The organism is Collinsella sp. CLA-AP-H1, from assembly GCF_040092945.1.
Lineage (GTDB): Bacteria > Actinomycetota > Coriobacteriia > Coriobacteriales > Coriobacteriaceae > Collinsella.
This window is the reverse complement of record NZ_JBBNKO010000011.1, coordinates 46,122-60,026: the sequence shown is the minus strand read 5'-3', so window position 1 is coordinate 60,026 and position 13,905 is coordinate 46,122. Positions and strand designations below refer to the sequence as shown.

13 protein-coding genes and 1 tRNA gene are annotated in these 13,905 nt (G+C 55.1%); 6 read left to right on the top strand and 8 right to left on the bottom strand.

The window, feature by feature from the left end; translation table 11 throughout:
* The first annotated feature begins 228 nt into the window (after positions 1-228).
* Positions 229-1,461: a Fic family protein gene (locus tag AAAV44_RS07210; protein ID WP_349115183.1), complete on the top strand. Its 1,233-nt coding sequence runs from the start codon at positions 229-231 to the stop codon at positions 1,459-1,461.
* Between the two features lie 37 nt (positions 1,462-1,498).
* Here AAAV44_RS07210 and AAAV44_RS07205 read toward each other — a convergent pair whose 3' ends face one another.
* Complete coding sequence (locus AAAV44_RS07205; protein ID WP_349115182.1) at positions 1,499-1,840, bottom strand: hypothetical protein; 342 nt, start codon at positions 1,838-1,840, stop codon at positions 1,499-1,501.
* A gap of 162 nt (positions 1,841-2,002) precedes the next feature.
* Entirely contained in the window at positions 2,003-3,697 is a 1,695-nt protein-coding gene (locus tag AAAV44_RS07200; protein WP_349115181.1) for a PTS lactose transporter subunit IIBC, read from the bottom strand.
* 356 nt (positions 3,698-4,053) lie between these two features.
* On the opposite strand from AAAV44_RS07200, the gene AAAV44_RS07195 reads away from it, so the two are divergent.
* Positions 4,054-4,974 (top strand): hypothetical protein, encoded by a 921-nt coding sequence (locus AAAV44_RS07195; RefSeq protein ID WP_022094155.1) that lies wholly within the window; start codon positions 4,054-4,056, stop codon positions 4,972-4,974.
* A 72-nt stretch (positions 4,975-5,046) separates the two neighbouring features.
* Entirely contained in the window at positions 5,047-5,766 is a 720-nt protein-coding gene (locus tag AAAV44_RS07190; RefSeq protein WP_349115180.1) for a GntR family transcriptional regulator, read from the top strand.
* A gap of 272 nt (positions 5,767-6,038) precedes the next feature.
* Here AAAV44_RS07190 and AAAV44_RS07185 read toward each other — a convergent pair whose 3' ends face one another.
* A complete protein-coding gene (locus AAAV44_RS07185) occupies positions 6,039-6,803 on the bottom strand; it encodes a DeoR/GlpR family DNA-binding transcription regulator (protein ID WP_349115179.1) in 765 nt (254 codons plus the stop codon).
* A 205-nt stretch (positions 6,804-7,008) separates the two neighbouring features.
* Between AAAV44_RS07185 and AAAV44_RS07180 the strand changes: the two genes are divergently transcribed.
* Positions 7,009-8,061: an aldose epimerase family protein gene (locus AAAV44_RS07180; protein ID WP_349115178.1), complete on the top strand. Its 1,053-nt coding sequence runs from the start codon at positions 7,009-7,011 to the stop codon at positions 8,059-8,061.
* Between the two features lie 326 nt (positions 8,062-8,387).
* On the opposite strand, the gene AAAV44_RS07175 is transcribed toward AAAV44_RS07180, so the two are convergent.
* On the bottom strand, positions 8,388-8,870 hold the full coding sequence (locus AAAV44_RS07175; RefSeq protein ID WP_349115177.1) for a PTS sugar transporter subunit IIB: 483 nt from the start codon (positions 8,868-8,870) through the stop codon (positions 8,388-8,390).
* A 157-nt stretch (positions 8,871-9,027) separates the two neighbouring features.
* Here AAAV44_RS07175 and AAAV44_RS07170 point away from each other — a divergent pair.
* Positions 9,028-9,103: transfer RNA gene (locus tag AAAV44_RS07170), tRNA-Thr, on the top strand.
* A 218-nt stretch (positions 9,104-9,321) separates the two neighbouring features.
* On the opposite strand, the gene AAAV44_RS07165 is transcribed toward AAAV44_RS07170, so the two are convergent.
* The 3 genes from AAAV44_RS07165 to AAAV44_RS07155 all read right to left on the bottom strand — a co-directional run bounded on the left by AAAV44_RS07165 (position 9,322) and on the right by AAAV44_RS07155 (position 11,869).
* Positions 9,322-9,795, bottom strand: a complete 474-nt coding sequence (locus AAAV44_RS07165) for a YhcH/YjgK/YiaL family protein (protein ID WP_117743267.1) — start codon at positions 9,793-9,795, stop codon at positions 9,322-9,324.
* A gap of 197 nt (positions 9,796-9,992) precedes the next feature.
* Positions 9,993-10,928: a hexose kinase gene (locus AAAV44_RS07160; RefSeq protein WP_117756831.1), complete on the bottom strand. Its 936-nt coding sequence runs from the start codon at positions 10,926-10,928 to the stop codon at positions 9,993-9,995.
* A gap of 59 nt (positions 10,929-10,987) precedes the next feature.
* Positions 10,988-11,869, bottom strand: a complete 882-nt coding sequence (locus AAAV44_RS07155) for an aldose 1-epimerase family protein (protein ID WP_349115176.1) — start codon at positions 11,867-11,869, stop codon at positions 10,988-10,990.
* Between the two features lie 156 nt (positions 11,870-12,025).
* Between AAAV44_RS07155 and AAAV44_RS07150 the strand changes: the two genes are divergently transcribed.
* Positions 12,026-12,610 (top strand): flavodoxin domain-containing protein, encoded by a 585-nt coding sequence (locus tag AAAV44_RS07150; protein ID WP_055310431.1) that lies wholly within the window; start codon positions 12,026-12,028, stop codon positions 12,608-12,610.
* 75 nt (positions 12,611-12,685) lie between these two features.
* On the opposite strand, the gene nagA is transcribed toward AAAV44_RS07150, so the two are convergent.
* Positions 12,686-13,855 (bottom strand): N-acetylglucosamine-6-phosphate deacetylase, encoded by a 1,170-nt coding sequence (gene nagA / locus AAAV44_RS07145; RefSeq protein WP_349115175.1) that lies wholly within the window; start codon positions 13,853-13,855, stop codon positions 12,686-12,688.
* Positions 13,856-13,905 lie beyond the last annotated feature (50 nt).

The following is a 13,905-nucleotide window of genomic DNA, read 5'->3' as shown; positions in this document are numbered from 1 at the left end:
TAGATTTAGATGAACGGGCGACCAGGGCTGAAAGATCTCAATCTGTAACACGTAGCCCACTTTTAACCGTCTAACTGTTACAGATCGAGACAATAAGATAGTCAAATCCGAACTTTCCAAGCAGTTATAAAGCATGGTTTCTAGTTTTCGGTATCACGAACATACTTTCGGTATCATTTAATGATATTATGATATCGAAAGTATGTTCGTGATACCGAAAGGAGCCGCATGCGCCAGTTCGATTACACCACAGTCCCAGCGGAACTCGAAGCAACTCCAATCACCAACCTCCTCCTCTCGATACGCGAGCATAAAGGCCGTCAGCTTGCTCTGAGTCAAGTCAAACCCGAGCTTCTATCGTCCCTAATGGAGGAGGCTAAGATCCAAAGCACCCGGTCCTCCAACGGACTTGAAGGAATTGTTACCACCCAAAAAAGACTCAAAGCGATCATGGCGTATTCCGCCAAGCCAAGCTCCCGCGCAGAGGAAGAAATTGCTGGATACCGAGATGTGCTGTCGCTTATTCACGAGCAACACGATTCCATTCCCGTAACGCCATCGGTCATTCTGCAGTTGCATCGTGACCTCATGGCGCACACGGCAATCTCGTATGGAGGCCATTGGAAAGATAGCGATAACGAAATCGTCTCCATTGACGATCAAGGAAATCGATTTGTGCGCTTTAGGCCCCCTTCGGCCCTAGCAACCCCGGGACTTATTAAAGAAGCCTGCCAGTCCCTCAACGATGCTTTATCTCGCCAAGTTTGCGATCCCCTCCTTATATCGCTCCGCTTTATCTTCGATTTTGTTAGCATTCATCCCTTCAACGATGGCAATGGCAGGATGAGCCGGCTCCTTACAACGCTGCTGCTCGAAAAGACTGGATACGACGTTGCGCGTTACATCAGCATCGAACGACTTATTGAAGACAACAAAGCGCTTTACTACAACGCTCTCGCTGCAAGCTCCACTGGATGGAATGAAAATCAAAACACCGAAGTACCCTTTATCCGTTTCATGCTCGGAACAACCCTGGCCGCCTACCGACAGCTCGAGCAGCGTACCTTAATTGAATCAAGCACTCGTCCCATGTCGAAGCAAGCGCGCATCGCCGTTCTATTTCAACAGAGACCCGGCGTCATTAAGAAATCCGACATCCGATCCAACTGCCCCGATATCAGCGAGGTCACCGTTAAACGAACCCTCGGTCAGCTTGTTAGTTGCAGCGCAATCGAAAAAACAGGAGCGGGTCGTTCGACAGGCTACATACTCAAAGACGTCCATGCTCTAGAACTATTCTTGCAATCCACAATACCCGATAGCGAGGCCGCAATAACAAAAGAGGCTCCAAAGGATAAGCTCCTTGAACGTATAAACCACGCCGAGGATGAAAGCAGAGAGGGGCTCTATGAAGACTACGATTCATTCTCAAGGGACATAAAGACGAAATACGGAGTCTAGTCATATCCCAGAATAGCCTCATCCTTGTTGCCCAAAATTATTTGCGCGTCATTTTAAAGCGGTACCCCTGCGCCGGCTGGGGGGGGCAGAAGTATCGTCTGCCGATCCTGCTGGAGTCGGCAATCAGATAGCGCGCATCGGCCTTGCTAAAGGCGAGCTGCTGGATGCGGCCCTCGTCCATGTTGGACGTGGACACGTCGCCATCCAGAATGCCGTTGGCACCGATAAACGCCGTGTCAATCCCTAGTGCGCGCAGGGCATCCTCGGCCATGGGGCCCACAAAGGCGGCGGTGCGGCGACGGTACATGCCGCCCACCAGGCACAGCTCGCAATCCTCGCGCGCCTCGAGCAGACTAAAGACCGAAAGCGAATTGGTCACATAGATGGAAGGCAGTTTGTCGGTGACTCGGAGAGCGCCAATGCGATCTCACGACGGTTGCGTTCATTGTCTCAATTAGATACTCAACGAAATACGGCCCCGCAGCTCAATAAGCTGCGGGGCCGTACTATACACCGACGAATTAACGACGGAGTGCATCCACTATTTGGCCAGCTCCTGAACGATCCAGTCAATTGCACCTTCGGGATCGTTGGTAAGGTCGATATACTCCTTGCCCCTTGTGGTGAGCAGTTTAATTCCAAGGCGATCGGTATCGGCCTTCATAGCGTCATAGTACATGCGTGCCTGGGGCGCCAGAACAATCACGTTGTACTGATCCATCGTCTCATAGTGGCTTCCGTACGCACCGGACTGAGAAACCAGATCGACACCCTTAGCAGCGGCACCTTCGCGAAGAGCATTTGCCAAGAGAGTCGAAGTGCCGGCACCCTGGCAAAGCACAAGCACGCGGATCTGCTCCGCCTTGTCCTTTACCGCCTCGAGAGCTTTTGCGACATTTTCCTGTGCGGCAATAGCATCTGCATCCGAGTTTCCTGCAGTCTCCTTTGCAGACTCTTCCAAACAAAGCTGATGGTCATACGCCTTGCAGAACGGATAGTAAATCACAAAGTCAACGACCAACAGCACTGCCATCAATACGAGAGAACGCAGATCGAGACCCGTGGTGAGGAACGCACCGATTGGGCCGGGAAGCGCCCACGGCATGGTATACATGGGGGCGTTCATTCCAATGACGTCAATGAAAAATTTACCGATAATGGCGTTGACCATAGGAGCCACTAGGAAGGGCACGAACATATAGGGATTGAGAACAATCGGCATACCGAAGATAACGGGCTCGTTAACTCCAAAAATCACCGGGATAATCGATGCCTTGCCCATGGCTTTAAGCTGCTTGGAACGCATAAACATGATCAGGATAATAGGAACGATGAACGTGCAGCCAGAACCGCCCAGACCGCCGATGAAGCTTGTAAAGTCCTGCGTAAGAGCAATTGACGGGTGTCCACCTGCTTGGAAAACCTCAAGATTGGTAACGGTATTGCCGTAGAGCGCAGCATTGATCGGACTCATGACAACCGAAGCACCGTGGATACCCATAAATTGGAAAAGTGCGACCGCGCCTTCGATAAGCGCCATGCCAGGATAGGTGTCGACCGCGGAGAACAGCGGCGAGATGAGAGCGGATACCAAATTGGCGAACGGCACAGCAAGCAGCTTGCGGCTCGCAAGATCGATAAAAGCGCACGCAAGGATCGAAAACCCAAATGCAAAGATATCGCGAAAACTCTGCGCAATAGAGCCAGGGACCTCTTTGGGAAGCTTGATCGTCACATTATGGCTAATGCACACCTTATAGATATTAACGGTCAAGAATGCGGCTACGAACGCAGCGAGAAAACCCTTGGTTCCCATATAGCCGGTTTCAAAAACAGATGTATCTGCTCCGCCAATCGAGACAACATCGTTCGTCACCGATAGCAAGAGCATGCCGCACATGGCACAAACCATGCACGAGGTGGGGTTGAGAGATTTACCCGAAGGCATGCGACGGTTCATCGACATGGCAAGTGAGCTCGCCGTGGTGCCGGCCACCATAATGCCAAGAAGTCCCATGGTATATGCATAGATTTTATTGAAGAAATCCAGCACCTCAGACGGAAGCGTGATGCCTACATAGGCAGGGAGCGTCGAAAGAAGAAGGAACAGGCTCGAGAACAGCACAATTGGCATATTCGAGAGAAAGCCATCCTTAATCGCCACCAGATAAATGTTCCTCGAGATTTTGTCGAAGAGGGGCTGGTGTTTTTCAAGGAATTTGACGATAGCGTCCATAACACATCCTTTCATGATTCCCGGGCACACAACGATTTATCCGGACTCAACCGTCGTCGTCCCCGTTTGTATCCACTTATGTAAGTGAATACGTTCTTGTGCGAAATGTAATATCATTTGCGCGATTTGTCATAACCATTTCTTTTTCCGCTTTGTCGATATGTCAAGAATTCAAATACTTATTCGGTGAACGGTAGTTGATTAATTTAAGGTTTTCCCAGCTAAAGGCTATTTTTTCCGAGCAATACAATAAGCTTGCAACCGTTCACCGATTGGATATAACATATTGAATATATTGTTGTAACAATATTAGAGATAATGTCACAAGCCTGTCGTTCTAGTCAAAGGAAGTAACAATGCCCAAACGATTACTGAACATGTCCGCATCCGATTTTGCCGCCACGTCACCCATGGATCTAAAGCAGGCAATTCTGGCTTCCGAGGGACGTACCATCATGGCGGAAAACGTACCCTCTTCCCAATTTCTCGGCGGCGTTACTAATGCAGAAATCGAACGTGCCGCAGGTGCCGACCTGCTTCTGTTTAACGCGCTCGATGTGTTCGATCCAGTTATTGCCGGTATTCCAGATGATCTCAATGAAAACCCGGTCACTTGGGTGAAGCGAGCATGCGGAAGGCCCATTGGCGTCAATCTGGAGCCAGTTGATAACGAGGCAGAGATGTCTGAATCCCGTACGGAAATCCCCATGGGTCGTCGCGTCTCTCCCAAGACCTTAGAAAAGGCAAACGAACTCGGATTTGATTTTATTTGCCTCACAGGCAACCCTGGAACTGGCGTCTCCAACGATGCAATCGCCCATTCGATTAAACTCTCCAAAGAGCATTTCAATGGCCTGGTCATAGCCGGAAAAATGCATGGAGCGGGCGTTGCAGAACCTGTCATGACGCTCGAAATTGCGCGCAAGTTTGTTGACCTCGGCGTCGATATCCTTCTCGTGCCAGCCCCCTACACCGTCCCTTGCTTCCAAGAAGCAGACCTGCGCGCCATCGTAGACTTTGTACGATCCCACAACGTAGGCAAGTCAATTGAAGAGAAGGTTCTCGTCATGGCGGCAAACGGGACGAGTCAAGACTCCTGCGACAGCGAGACCATTAAGAAAATAGGCCTTGCAGCAAAAGCAGCCGGCGCTGACCTCCAACATATCGGGGACTCCATGAACGGTATTTGCCTACCCCAGAATATCTTCACGCTCGGACAAGCCCTTCGTGGATACAGGCATCAGATCGTCATGCTGAGCCGCTCTGTGATACGTTAAGGTTACCTTGCCCACGTTACATCCCGACTGAGGCAACCATCAGGTATAACCAACATGCAAACTGAGGCTCTAATGCTCGATACACACGAAAAACGGCCACTCTATTTACAGCTCACCGACGCGCTGCTCAAGCAGATCGTCGATGAATATGAAGCAGACGATAAACTTCCAACAGAAATGGAACTCTGCGACGAATACGCCGTAAGCAGAACAACCGTCCGACTTGCCATGAGTGAGCTGGAGCGTCGTGGAAGTATCTATCGAATCCAAGGTAAGGGATCGTTTGTTGCACCGAAACGCGTTAGCGAGCTCAATTCACTTTTAGACTTTGACTTTGCAAGCCATTGCGATGGCGTTGATCCGGATGCCATCACCAAACATTTCGGCGGCCTCACATCAGGTCGTCCAATTTCCGTAATGATGCTCCAACAATTTGGATGTCAAAGTCGCGATGAAATTCAGCGTCTTGAATTGACCTACGAACTTGAAGGCAGCTTCATAGGCGCTGATACGTTCTTCATTTCAAAGTCGCGCGTTCCGAATAACCAGTTAGATTTTCAGGCATTTAGCAGAATCATGGACGACTTGTCCAAGTCTATCCAATCTGTTAGGGAAAGCTATAGAGCACGTCTGCTTAGCGATTCCGAAGCCAGTGATTATGGTGTTGCAAAACTTCCGGTCATCGAACTGACTCATTATGCTTACGACTCCGGAGGCAAACTAATCTCAATTGTCTGCCGCACCGTCTTAACTGGTCGAATCCCTTATCAAAACTTTATTTTCAAGTCCTAATGTTCTTTTTCTTTTGTCTCGATCTGTAACACGTAGCCGAGTTTTTAAGTCCTAACCGTTACAGATCGAGACAAACAAGGTAGACCCCGCCGAATTGTCTCAATCTGTAACACTAAGACCGGTTTTGGACGTCTAGATGTTACAGGTTGAGACGATTTGATTGTGGGGTCCTCATTTGCGCGTCATATTGCGTAGCGCTGACGCGCTGGTTTCCACAATGACAGGAGGTAAAAGTCCTCCCGCATCGCCTGTTGGCAATCCCGTAGCGTTAGCTAGCAGATGACCTGTGTGTGCTCCTCGATGGCGGCGCGGTCCTCGACCGAGATACTCGGCTCGCACACCACGGCGTCCAAACTGTCCAGGCGACAGAAGGTGTAGAAGTCGCGCTTGCCGATCTTGCTGGAGTCGGCAATCAGATAGCGCGAGTCGGCCTTGCTAAAGGCGAGCTGCTGGATGCGGCCCTCTTCCATGTTAGACGTAGACACGTCGCCGTCCAAAATGCCGTTGGCACCGATAAAGGCTGCATCGATGCCCAGCGCACGCAAGGTATCCTCGGCCGTGGGGCCCACAAAGGCGGCAGTGCGGCGGCGGTACACGCCGCCCACCAGGCACAGTTCGCAGTCTTCGCGCGCCTCGAGCAGGTTAAACACCGAAAGCGAATTGGTCACAATGCGCAGGCGAAACGCCGGCAGCATCGAGGCCATCTGCTCAACCGTGGTGCCCGGGCCCAAAAAGATGGTCGAGCCTTCCTCGATAAGCTCCACAGCACGGCGCGCAATCTGCAGCTTTTCCTCGGCATGCTTGGTGCGCTTTTCGCTGTGCGAGTACTCATGGCGCAGCATAGCATGAGGACGGCCCTGTGCACTGCGGGCTCCGCCGTGCACGCGCTCGATCTCGCCTAGGCTCGCAAGCTCCTCAAGGTCACGGCGGATCGTCATATCCGAGACACCTAACGCATCCGAAATCTCCTTGACCGAGACCGTTCCCTGTTCCTCGAGCAGCTGCCGAACCTTATCCTGTCGCTCCGCTTTAATCACGATGAGTCCTCGCTGTTCCACGCTCACGTCAATTCAAACAATAACGAACAAATTGTATCAGACTCGCGCGCGTCAGAAATGAACGCCCGCACAGCTCTAATCATCACTTTTTTGAGAAAAATACCCCCTGCTTTAGTGGGGTGTAGTGATAATCTCGCCTGTTCGCGCTACAGTTTGTCGGAAATACCTCGATGTTAGGAACCAAATGATCACTTCCGAGCTTTTCGGCACCGCGCCGTGCGGTACCCCCGTTCATCGTTACACCCTCAACGGGCCCGAGATCTGCGTTCGCATTATGGACTATGGCGCCACCGTGTTGGGTATCGATGTGCCCGACATTCCCGGCAACGTGCGCGATGTGGTGCTGGGCTTCGATAAGCTCGAGGATTACTTTGACAACCCCGCCTGCTTTGGCGCGACCATCGGCCCCGTGGCAAACCGCACCGCGGGCGCCACGATCACCATCGACGGCACGGACTGGCATATGCCGGCCAACGAGGGCGTCAACAACCTGCACAGCGATCTTGAGCACGGCCTGCACAAGCGCGTATGGGATGTTGAGCTCGACGAGGTCCACAATGCCGTGCGCATGACCACCTCGCTTGAGGATGGCGAGCTGGGCCTGCCCGGCAACCGCACCTTTACGGCCGTGTTTACCGTGACGCGCACCGGCTGCTTCCGTATCGAATACGGCTGCGAGAGCGACCGCGCCACCTACGTGGCCATGACCAACCACACGTACTTTAACCTTGCCGGCCATAACGCCGGAATGGACTGTGAGCACTTCTTTGTTGCTAACGCTGCCCACTACCTGCCCATCAACGAGCAGAACATCCCCACCGGCGAGATTGCTCCGGTCGAGGGCACGCCGTTTGACTTTCGCGAGCTGCGCCCCGTCGCGCCTGGCATGGAGGCCGACGATCCGCAGATTAAGCAGGCACGCGGCTACGACCACTGCCTGTGCATCGATGACTATCAATACGGTCGCAACCTACGCCGCGCCCTGCATGTCGAGGAGATGTGGACCGGCCGCGAGCTGGACTACTACACCACCGCCCCGGGCGTGCAGCTCTACACTGGCAATTGGCTGGGCGACGAGCACGCCAAGGACGATGCCAACTATAGCTGGGGCGCCGGCTTTGCCCTCGAGGCAGAGATGTACCCCGACACGCCGCACCAGCCGCTGTTCCCGCAGGGCATTGTGGGCCCGGGTCACCCATACAGCAATGTGATCGAATACCACTTTATGAGGCACTAGGCCCACAACGCGACATATTGCACAGCAACGCCCGCCGGCACCACCGCCGACGGGCGTTTTTTCATCTTTTGGGCTCAATTTCGCTGTGACTGTATGAGTGACATATCAAAACTATGCCCATTTACTACGTTTAGCCCGGGATGCTCGACCATGCACCGGTTTTTGCTAAATTCGCGAGCCGCCTACCTGCGGTTATGTTTTTCTCAAATTCGACATGCTCGGCGATAGCCGATCAAACGTAGTAAATGGGCATTGTTTTTGACAGGCAGCATCGCACGCGTCCCTCGCAAGGGCAAAATGATCCGTTTTCCTCCGTCCCCAAGGGATCAGTTGAACAGATTGCCGATGGGGTCGGGGGCGGAACTGGGGAGATAGCGGATTTCTAGCTCTATGCCGAGCGCCTGCAGTTCTTTGAGGGCAGCAACGTCTGCGTCGCTCACGGCAACCGCGGGCGTTATGGGGCGCTTGCCCTCCCCTGCCTGCATATGGCCAATGCTGATCTTGGTGATCGGCACACCACCCTTAACCAGTGCGAGCGCATCCGTGGGCGACGCCACCATGATAAGAATCCATTGGCGCGGCGTTGCGGTATAAATGATGTCGACAGTCCTTTGCACCGAGAAAAACCGCGTCCAAACGCCTTCTGGCGCCGCCACCCTCATGGGTGCCCATTGGCGCGAATCCGCCGCGATCTCATCGTTGACGATCAGGACAAGGTTGGAACCAGTCGCCTCATTCCACAGCTCAACGTCTTGCCCGTAAATAAATCGGTCATCGATGCGTGTGAGAAGAATCTTGGGTTGAGCCATCGCTGCCCCATTCTCTTTGAGACCCGTAAGAGCAAGACATCACGTCTCCAATATTAGTGCATTTAAAGTGAGAAAAGCCGTCAGAACCCTTGCGCGGATGTGCGATGTCCCGTATCATAGACAGCCGTTGACGCCTCAGTTGCGTCATCATATGGCCGCCAGCGTAGCTCAGTTGGTAGAGCACCGCTCTCGTAAAGCGGGGGTCACCGGTTCGAGCCCGGTCGCTGGCTCCATTGCACAAGATAGCCGCCTTCGGGCGGCTTTTTTGTTGCCGATTTTGAGTACGTGTGTGCCAATCCAAACATCGCCACGTCGGCAGCTCCCCTATTCAATAACAGAAAACCCCGCCAAACGTGATTCCCCTAGGGAAAGCACGTTTGGCGGGGTCCTAGCGTGGTTTCCCTAGGGGAATCACGCCAACACGCGAACAGCTGCTCAACCGAGCAGCGCGTTACTCCTCCCAGTAAGCATCTGCAAGTAGCTTAAAGCAGATCTTCTTGACCGGCTGCGCGCCATCGCCCGGGAACTCGAGCGTGGGCATATGAGGCTCGCCGGCAACGAACAGCGCAAACTTATCGTCAGCAAGATCGCCGGCGATCGAGGCGTCGGAATCGACCAGATCGTAGTCGTCCTTCTCGTCAAACTCCTGGACCAGCGTCAAGCTGCCCGTAGCGACCTTAAAGGCCTCGCGACCCTCGACATCGATCTGCAGGTCGTGATAGCGCTGATGCGTCTCATAGTGAGCCTCGGCCTCGGGACGCGTCGTGGGAGCCATGACGTTCGCATAGACCTTGTCGCCCAGAATCGGATGACTGCCGACCTCGAGCTGCGCCGGATCGTTCTCCTCGAGCCAGTCGATCAGCACGTCGAGGCCCTTGAGCATTCCGCGGTACTCCTCGATATCGCCCAATGCACCGTAAATCATCTAAATCCCCTCTCGGATCGTTTCTTTGGCGGCTACGCGATAAAAGCGTTACCGCCGCTGTTGCCGCCCACATACGTCTCGACCAGGGTAAGGTCGGGATTGAACACGACAACGTCGGCGTCGCGCCCCGACATAATGCTATCGCACTTGTCGTCGACATGAGCTAGCAATCGATGCCGGGGCCGACGCCCAAGCCCTTACAGCTCGGTCACGACAACGCCGTTGTAGACCTCGTCCCAACGATCCATAACCAAGTGGCCAGTCATGGGATCCATGGCGTTGAGCTTGCCGCAGGTGTTGGCGGTACGCAGCACCGTCTCGTCGTCTGCGCCAGCAGCAATGGCATGCGCGAAGCCTGCGATAGTGGAGTCACCAGAGCCCGTGGCGTTAACGGCAGGGATATCGGGCGTCTTTGCGCGGAACGCACGGCCGTTGTGGAAGCCAACGGAGCCGGCAGCACCCATGGACACGACGACCCAGGGGATATCGGAGAAGCGGGCATCAGAGGCGAGCGCGGCGCGGAGCTCGTCCACATCGTCGGTGGTAAAGCTCGTGCCCAGAAGGCCGTTGATCTCGGTCAGGTTGGGCTTGACCAGCTCGGGCTTAATTTCGGACTTAAGGGCGGCCTCGAGCGAAGCACCCGAGGTATCGAGCAGCACCTTGGCTCCGGCGTTCTCGGCAATGCCCGTGATCTTGGCATAGTAGTCTGCCTCGACACCGCGGGGCAGCGAACCCGAAATGGTGACGACGTCGGCCTTGCCCGCAAGCTCAGTAAACTTGGCGGTAAAGGCATCGAGCTCCTCGGGGGCAATTGTCGGGCCACTCTCGAGCAGCTCAGTCTGGTTGCCGGCGTGGAGGATGTTGAGGCAAATGCGAGTCTCGCCCTTGATGGGCACAAAGTCGTTGTTAATACCGTTGGCGTCCATGAGCTCAGCCATGTAGGCGCCCATGTGGCCGCCGAGCAGACCGGTTGCCACAACGTCGTCGCCCAGCTGACCCAGCACACGGGCCACGTTGAGGCCCTTGCCGCCGGCGGTCTTTTCGGGCGTCACGCGGTTGACGTCGTCGATAACGAGCTCATCGAGCTGATAGCGCGTATCAACAGACGGGTTCATCGTAACGGTGAGGATCATTTTTAGCTCCTTATCTCGCAGGCTCCTTGTGCCTCGCGATACGAGTCGACAAAACGGAATTACAGAATCTCAATCGTGAACGAGCGAACGACGGTCTCCTTGGGCTTGGCGACAAGGCAGCCGCGCTTATGCTCAAGCACGTCGTCCTCATCGGAGCAGGTCGAGAGACCGCCCCAAGGCTCAACCGCCACAAAATCGCCCTCGGGCTTGCTCCACACAATGAGATATGGGAAGCCCTCAAAGCTCAGGCGGACGCCCTTGTCCTCGCCCTTTTTGGAAAGCGTGACCTGACGGCTCTCGAGCACGTCAAAGATGGTCTCCGCAAAATCGAAGAGCTCGTGCGACAGGGGCAGCGTCTTTCCCACCATGGGGTTCTTGGAGCGATTGGTCACGTCAATCAAGCCAGTCGAGGGGACGGCAGTGCAAAGCTCAGCAGCCTCGTCCTTCTCAAAGCGCAGCTCGTAGTCCGTATAGGCCTCGCCCTCATCGAGCGGACACCTAAATCCGGGATGACCGCCAATAAAGAACGGCATGTCCTCGGTGCCCTCGTTGGTGACCTCGTAGGAAACGCGCACGGCAGCGTCCTCGAGCGTATAGCGGGCGACAAGCTTAAACGGATACGGATAATCGCTCAGCAGCGCGGCGTTATCCTCCGAAGCCAGGCACATCGCCAGCTCGTTCTCGCTCTGGCTCAGCAGCTTCCACTCCTGTTTGCGCGCAAACCCATGGCGAGCGAGCTTTACATGATGCCCGGCAAACGTCATGGCGTTGTTATCGCGCAAGCCTCCGCAAATCGGGAAGCAAATCGGTGCCTGGCCGGACCACACGGCGGGATCGCCCTGCCACAGATACTCGCGACCTCCGGCCTCGATCGAGGTAAACGAACCACCAGCCGTGGACACCTTAATAGAAATCGAATCGTTGGAGAGAGCGTATTCCATTGCCCATCCTTTCGAACAACTGCTTTTTGCTCGCAAGTACCCGTCTCGGCCCTAACCAAAGGACAAACCCGCACGTTCATCGATGCGTCCGGTATCCCAGCCATGTAACGGGGTACCATACAGACATTGATGCAATTACAGCTGAAAGGCCTTCTTATGCGAACCATCATCCTCTACGCCTCGCGCCATCACGGCAATACGAAAAAGCTCGTGGACGCCATCGTCGAGGCACACCCCGAGATCGATACCCTCGACGTCAAGGCGCTTGGCAAAAACGAGTACCCCGACCTGCACGAATACCATCTGATTGGCGTCGCCACGGGCATCTATTACTCCGAGATCGACAAGGACATGGCACGAGTGCTCACGAACGTGCTGCAGCCGCAGGACAAGGTGTTTGGCCTTATGACCTACGGTGGCAAAAACAAGTGGTACGGCAAGGATATCGATGGCATCTGCCGCATGAGGCAGGCCATCTTTATGGGTGTCTACGGCTGCCCCGGCTTTGATACGTGGGGGCCGTTCAAACTCGCCGGCGGTGTCCAAAAGGGACACCCAACCGCTGAGGAAATTAAGGGCGCCGTCGACTTCTTCGATAAGATCGAAGACGAATATGGCGATATCATCGTCGAAGAGTACGCCAAGCGCGAGAAGCGTCTAGCATACGAGAAGGAGCATCCTGCAGGAGGCCTGGTGGCCGGCGTCAAGCGCACGGCAAAGAAGATCGCTAACAAGCTGTAACTGTGAAGGTGCTTTTGAGCGTTTAACCCATACGGCGGGTCCGAGCAGATTCGGGCCCGCCGTCTTTTTCTATCGTTACTCGGCAAAGGCGTTGCCGACGCTCTGGCCGCCAACATACGTCTCGACGAGGGTAAGCTCATGGTCGAACACGACAAAGTCGGCGTCGCGACCCGGCATGATGCTGCCGCACTTATCCTCGATGTGCGCGGAGCGTGCCGGCACCTCGGTTGCCATACGAATGGCGATATCGGCGCTGGCGATGCCCCAGTCGACGATGTTCTTGACGCCCTGGGCAAGCGTGAGCACCGAGCCGGCAATGCTCTTGCCGTCGGCGAGCCAGCACAGGTTGTCCTTCATGATGACGTCCATGCCACCACTGGTGTAGCTGCCCTCGGGCATGCCGCCGCAGCCCAGGCAGTCAGTGATGAGCACCGTGTGTTGCCAGCCCTTTGCCTGCAGCAGCGCCTTGATGGCGGCAGGGTTAACGTGCTTGCCGTCACAGATGATCTCGGCGTAGGTCTCGGGCGTGGACATGGCAGCGCCCACGACACCGGGCTCACGGTGATGCAGCCCGCGCTGACCGTTATAGGTATGCGTAAAGCAGCTGGCACCGGCGTTGATGGCGGCGATGCACTCATCGTAGGTGGCGTCGGAGTGACCGATGCTGGTCACCACACCCTTGGCGTTCAGAGCAGCCGCATAAGCAGCGGCACCGTCGCGCTCGGCCGCCATGGCGCTCTTAACGATGCGACCACCCGCAGCCTCCTGCCACTGATCGAAGACCTCCTCGGAGGGATCGATGAGGTAAGCGGGGTTCTGCGCGCCCACGTGCTTCATGGTAAAGAAGGGGCCCTCCAGGTAGATGCCCTGAATGCGGGCACCGCAGAAGTCGGGGCCGCGACCCTCGTCCGCCTGAGCGATGGCGGCGCAGGCGTCCTTGATCTGCTCGACGCCATCGGTGAACGTCGTGGGCAGCCAGCTGGTGGTACCGCGACGGGCGAGCTCGGTCGAGCTGATATCGATGCCCTCGGGATCGTTATCGGTAGTTGAGTGGTTGTAGAAGCCATGGATGTGAGTATCGACCATACCCGGTGCGATCCACGATCCCGTGTAGTCCTTAATCTCGCAAGAGGGCTCGTCGGCCTGCCAGGCGCCAAAGACGCCATCCTCGACCATAAGATAGCCGCCCAGTTGCGGGCCTGCCGGCAAGAAGAACTTGTCAGCCTTAATTGCGTACGTGCTCATATGCACTCCTCGCTTCTAAAGCAGTTGACTGTGGTGATGCTTATACCCAG

Excerpts from the sequence above, each read along its gene's own strand:
- nagA (WP_349115175.1), bottom strand. The coding sequence starts at position 13,855 with ATGAGCACGTACGCAATTAAGGCTGACAAGTTCTTCTTGCCGGCAGGC.
- AAAV44_RS07165 (WP_117743267.1), bottom strand. The coding sequence starts at position 9,795 with ATGATTTACGGTGCATTGGGCGATATCGAGGAGTACCGCGGAATGCTC.
- AAAV44_RS07210 (WP_349115183.1), top strand. The coding sequence starts at position 229 with ATGCGCCAGTTCGATTACACCACAGTCCCAGCGGAACTCGAAGCAACT.
- AAAV44_RS07180 (WP_349115178.1), top strand. The coding sequence starts at position 7,009 with ATGATCACTTCCGAGCTTTTCGGCACCGCGCCGTGCGGTACCCCCGTT.
- AAAV44_RS07155 (WP_349115176.1), bottom strand. The coding sequence starts at position 11,869 with ATGGAATACGCTCTCTCCAACGATTCGATTTCTATTAAGGTGTCCACG.
- AAAV44_RS07195 (WP_022094155.1), top strand. The coding sequence starts at position 4,054 with ATGCCCAAACGATTACTGAACATGTCCGCATCCGATTTTGCCGCCACG.
- AAAV44_RS07175 (WP_349115177.1), bottom strand. The coding sequence starts at position 8,870 with ATGGCTCAACCCAAGATTCTTCTCACACGCATCGATGACCGATTTATT.
- AAAV44_RS07160 (WP_117756831.1), bottom strand. The coding sequence starts at position 10,928 with ATGATCCTCACCGTTACGATGAACCCGTCTGTTGATACGCGCTATCAG.
- AAAV44_RS07200 (WP_349115181.1), bottom strand. The coding sequence starts at position 3,697 with ATGGACGCTATCGTCAAATTCCTTGAAAAACACCAGCCCCTCTTCGAC.
- AAAV44_RS07150 (WP_055310431.1), top strand. The coding sequence starts at position 12,026 with ATGCGAACCATCATCCTCTACGCCTCGCGCCATCACGGCAATACGAAA.
- AAAV44_RS07190 (WP_349115180.1), top strand. The coding sequence starts at position 5,047 with ATGCTCGATACACACGAAAAACGGCCACTCTATTTACAGCTCACCGAC.